Annotated in this window: 5 protein-coding genes; 2 read left to right on the forward strand and 3 right to left on the reverse strand. The window is 62.9% G+C overall.

What is annotated here, in order from left to right; genetic code table 11:
• Window positions 1-533 precede the first annotated feature (533 nt).
• A complete protein-coding gene (locus tag EOA27_RS24105; RefSeq protein ID WP_126082622.1) occupies window positions 534-791 on the forward strand; it encodes a hypothetical protein in 258 nt (85 codons plus the stop codon).
• A 95-nt stretch (window positions 792-886) separates the two neighbouring features.
• Window positions 887-2,029, forward strand: coding sequence for a hypothetical protein (locus EOA27_RS24110; RefSeq protein ID WP_126082623.1), 1,143 nt, complete (start codon window positions 887-889; stop codon window positions 2,027-2,029).
• A 28-nt stretch (window positions 2,030-2,057) separates the two neighbouring features.
• On the opposite strand, the gene dprA is transcribed toward EOA27_RS24110, so the two are convergent.
• The 3 genes from dprA to EOA27_RS24125 all read right to left on the reverse strand — a co-directional run.
• Complete coding sequence (gene dprA / locus EOA27_RS24115) at window positions 2,058-3,185, reverse strand: DNA-processing protein DprA (RefSeq protein WP_126082624.1); 1,128 nt, start codon at window positions 3,183-3,185, stop codon at window positions 2,058-2,060.
• On the reverse strand, window positions 3,182-3,763 hold the full coding sequence (plsY, locus tag EOA27_RS24120) for a glycerol-3-phosphate 1-O-acyltransferase PlsY (protein WP_126082625.1): 582 nt from the start codon (window positions 3,761-3,763) through the stop codon (window positions 3,182-3,184). The genes dprA and plsY overlap by 4 nt, the downstream gene beginning before the upstream one ends.
• 184 nt (window positions 3,764-3,947) lie before the next feature.
• A partial coding sequence (locus tag EOA27_RS24125; protein WP_145970500.1) for an amidohydrolase family protein occupies window positions 3,948-4,441 on the reverse strand: 494 nt, incomplete at its 5' end.

Here is a 4,441-nt window from a genome sequence, read left to right on the forward strand (position 1 = left end):
ATTGGTGGCAGTCATTTGAGCGGCAACTCCTAAGCTATCAAGGTGTAACAAGCTTAAGCTAGTGAAGTCGCCGTCGGACGGTAAACGAAGGATACTGGGAACCGTAGTACGCGAGGCCTTATCCGCAGATGGGAATAGCCTTCACCGATCCCTGGCTTTGGCGGATTCGATACGTTGAAGCTGGGCGGCCCAAGCGTCTAGTGCGGCGCGCTTTTCGTCCGCGAAAGAGTGCTTCTGATAGACGCCTACGATTGCCCCGAATGATCCGGAGGTATGATTTAGAATCTTTCGATGATGGGAAGAGAAACGCCCAACCTTGCCATCCCGCTGGCGGCCGTCCTTCGCAAGTCGTGTAACGTCCAACGTGGAATCGGCGTCACCTTTTCCGGGTCGTCGTCCCCCTCAGTAGGTCATGGGTTCGAATCCCATCGCGCTCACCAAATTTGACCGTCCAAGATCGACCTGCCTCATCCTTCATAATTGACGATCGGAGCAGGGCCATTGTCCACGTCGCTGATAAGGAACAAAAAGCCATGCTCGGCTGTTTCCTTGCCGAAGGGACCGCAAATCGGGATGCGGATACAGTGGACGTACTGAACTTGGAACTGGCCAGGGCCAGACAGCGCGTCAAGCGCGCGGAGATTTCGCTCAATCACGCAAAACAACTGCTGGACGAGGAATGCGGCGTCGGGATCAATCTTGTGCTGTGCGACCGCATAAGGTCGGAACAGCAGCGGGTCGCGGAGGCCAGGAAACGGCTGGTGAAGATCGCTTCGACCGCCTCAGCCTGACGGTGTGACTTCCTGAGACAATGGAGATCCTGCCGCGTTGCCTTGTTCCTGGACAGGGTCATGGTTAAAGTCGGGCCTCCCAGGGAGGCTCCAGGATGGCACTTGACCTTTCGGTAGAGACCACGGCCCGTAAAGCGGCGACGCCGCCCGGCAAATATCTCTTGGGCCCGGTCGCCGATTTCCTCATGCTCGGCGGCAGCGCGTTTTTGATCCTGCCGATGCTGTTCTTCGTGCCGCGCGATTATGAAGGTCCGCTGGCCGCGACGATGGTCGTCGTCGCCTATCTGGTGAACTACCCGCATTTCGCCCATTCCTACCAGATCTTCTATCGCAATTTCGGCCGCAAGGCGCGGGGCGAGGGATACGACAGGAGCCTGCAACTTCGCTACATTTTCGCCGGCGTCATCGTTCCGGTGATCATGGCCCTGTTCTTCGCCTATGGCGCGGCGGCGTCGAACACGCGGCTGCTCGGCTTCGCGGCCAATGCGATGTTCTTCTTCGTCGGCTGGCACTACGTCAAGCAAGGCTACGGCATGCTGATGGTCGACGCCGTCTTGAAGCGCAAATTCTTCGATGACCGGGACAAGAAGGTGCTGCTCGTCAACAGCTACGCGGTGTGGATCCTGGCTTGGCTGCAGACGAATACGGCTGTGACGCAGGGGCAGTATTACGGACTCCAGTATTACACTTTTGCCGCGCCGTCCTGGATTACCGATATTGCGGTGCTGGCGGCCGTCGGATCGACGGCGGCCACGCTTCTGATGCTGGCCAGACGTTGGCGAAAGAATGGAGGCCTGCCGTATAACGGCATCGTTGCCTATGTCGCATCGCTCTATCTCTGGATCCTGATTGCGAGGATAAACCCGCTCTGGTTGCTGGTGGTGCCGGCGCTGCACTCGCTGCAATATCTGGCCGTGGTCTGGCGCTACCAGACCAATGTCGAGAGATCCGTCTCGGATGCCACGAGCGACCCGGAGCCGAAAATCCTATCGGTGCTCGGGCCTCGCTACAGGTTGCGGGTCCTCGGTTTCATCATCGGCGGCGGCGCGCTCGGCTATCTCGGCTTCTGGCTGATCCCGTTCGTGCTGACCGCCCTGGTCCCCTATGACAAACAGGTGCTCGGTTCGTCGCTGTTCTTCTTCATCGTGCTGATCTTCATCAACGTGCACCACTATTTCCTCGACAATGTGATGTGGCGCCGCGGCAATCCGGAAGTGTCGAAATATCTGTTTCGATAAGGAAGTTGGCTCTGCCCCGTGTGACAAGTCATGCGATGAGCGACACATTCCCGCCGGCATGACGCTCCAGCCGTCCGGCAAGGTCGAGCTCCAGCAGCACCATCGATATCTGCGCCGCACTCATACCCGTGTGGCGGATGATGTCGTCCACCGCGATCGGCGTGGGTCCCAGCGCCTCCAGCACATCGGCGCGGTCGTTTTCACCGGGCGGCGGCAGGGCCGAGATGTCGGGCGCCTCGGCAAGCGGCGCGGTTCTTGGAGGGCGGGTGCCGGCGAGCGGCGCCAGCGCGCCGAGCACGTCGGCGGCTTCGGTGACAAGCGTGACGCCGTCCTTGAGCAGGGCGTTGCAGCCGGCGGCGCGCGGGTCGAGCGGCGAGCCCGGCACGGCAAAGACCAGCCGGCCCATGTCATTGGCGAGGCGGGCGCTGATCAGCGAGCCGGAACGTTGCGCGGCTTCCACCACCACCAGGCCGAGCGCCATGCCGGCGACAAGGCGGTTGCGGCGCGGGAAATCCTGGGCGCGCGGCTGCCAGGCGAAGGGCATTTCCGAAACGATCGCGCCGCCGCGATCGGCGATCTCGTCGCACAGGCCGGCATTCTCGGGCGGGTAGGGGACATCGAGCCCGCCGGCCAGCACGCCGATGGTTCCGGTCGAAACGCTGCCTTTGTGCGCGGCCGTGTCGATGCCGCGCGCCAGGCCGGAAACGATGGCGTAACCTTCGCGGCCGAGGTCGGCCGCCAGCATGCGCGCCATCTTGATGCCGGCCAGCGACGCGTTGCGGGCGCCGACAATCGCCACCGCCGGCATACGGAAGACCGCGCCTTCGCCTTTCACCGCCAGCAGCGGCGGCGGATTGTCCAAGGTCTTCAGCAAGGGCGGATAATCGGCCTCGCCAATGCCGACGAAGCGGGCGCCGGCGCGCCGGGCGGCCTCCAGCTCGGCTTCCGCCTCGGCGAGGGAGGGGATGCGGACGATGCGATTGGCGCCGCCGGAGATCATCAATTCGGGCAGCATTTCAAGCGCTGCTTCGGCCGAGCCGAAGCGGTTGATTAGCTCGCGAAACGAAGCCGGGCCGACATTGGGCGTGCGGATCAGCCGAAGCCAGGCAAGCCGCTGCCGGTCGCTGAGGCGCGGGCCGGCGGCTGGAGCGCTCATCCTTTCGCCCCGATCTTGCCTTCGGTGCCGGCCAGCAGCCGCGAGATGTTGGCATGGTGCTTGGCGATCACGATCAGGCTCATCACGGCGAACAGGCCGGCGATCTGCGGCGTGCTGATGAAATAAAGCGCGATCGGCACGATGACCGCCGCCGCCAGTGCGGCCAGAGAGGAGTATCGAAACAGAAAGGCCATGGCGAGCCAGACGACGGCGAAGACGAGCATGCCCTGCCATGCAAGGCCGAGCAGCACGCCGAGATAGGTGGCGACGCCCTTGCCGCCTTTGAAGCCGAGCCAGACCGGGAAGAGATGGCCGAGGAAGGCGCCGCAGCCCGCCAAAAGTCCGAAGTCCGGCGAAAAATGCCCGGCTATGAGGGCGGCGGCGGTGCCTTTCAGCGCGTCGAGCAGCAGCGTTGCAGCTGCGAGCCCTTTGTTGCCTGTCCTCAGCACATTGGTCGCGCCGATATTGCCGGAACCGATGTTGCGGACGTCGCCGAGACCGGCCGCGCGAGTGATCAAAAGTCCGAACGGTATCGAGCCGAGCAGATAGCCGAAAACGAGCGCGATCGCATAACCCATTGTTTCCCCCGTATTCCTTCCTTGGCTCGCTCGCCTTAAGATTGATTCAATTTGCGTTATGCAACTCTGATTTGCAATAGCCGGCGCTGCGCGGGCATCAGTCGAGCATAATGGTAGAGTCGAGAGGGTTCGCCAAGCAACTCCGTGCCTGGCAGACTTGGCAGCGCTCAATGCGTCGGATGGTCTAGGCGGAAAAAACCGTGCGGCCCGCGACCACCGTCCGCAGGACCTTGCCTTGAACGCGCGCACCTTCGAAACAGGTGTTCTTCGAGCGCGAGCGCAGGCCGCCTTCGCTGACGATCCACGGCTCGTCGAGATCGACGACCGCGAGATCGGCCGGCGCGCCCGGCTGCAGCGTGCCGCCCGGCAGGCCGAACAATCTCGCCGGTGCCGTGGACAGCGTCTCGATCAGCCTGAGCAGCGGCACGTCGCCATTGTGGTAGAGCCGAAGCGCTGCGCCAAGCAGCGTCTCCAGCCCGATGGCGCCGGCGGCCGCGTCGGCGAAGGGCAGGCGCTTGGTGTCGACGTCCTGCGGGTCATGCGAGGAAACGATGATGTCGATCGTGCCGTCCTTGATCGCCTCGATCATCGCCAGCCTGTCATCCTCGGCGCGCAGGGGCGGCGTCAGCCGGAAGAAGGTACGGTATTCGCCCACATCGTTCTCGTTGAGCGACAGAT

Source organism: Mesorhizobium sp. M2A.F.Ca.ET.037.01.1.1, from assembly GCF_003998075.1.
Lineage (GTDB): Bacteria > Pseudomonadota > Alphaproteobacteria > Rhizobiales > Rhizobiaceae > Mesorhizobium.

What these genes read in the sequence shown, in the direction of transcription:
- EOA27_RS24105 (WP_126082622.1), top strand. Translation starts at nt 534, where the DNA reads ATGCTCGGCTGTTTCCTTGCCGAAGGGACCGCAAATCGGGATGCGGAT.
- EOA27_RS24110 (WP_126082623.1), top strand. Translation starts at nt 887, where the DNA reads ATGGCACTTGACCTTTCGGTAGAGACCACGGCCCGTAAAGCGGCGACG.
- plsY (WP_126082625.1), bottom strand. Translation starts at nt 3,763, where the DNA reads ATGGGTTATGCGATCGCGCTCGTTTTCGGCTATCTGCTCGGCTCGATA.
- dprA (WP_126082624.1), bottom strand. Translation starts at nt 3,185, where the DNA reads ATGAGCGCTCCAGCCGCCGGCCCGCGCCTCAGCGACCGGCAGCGGCTT.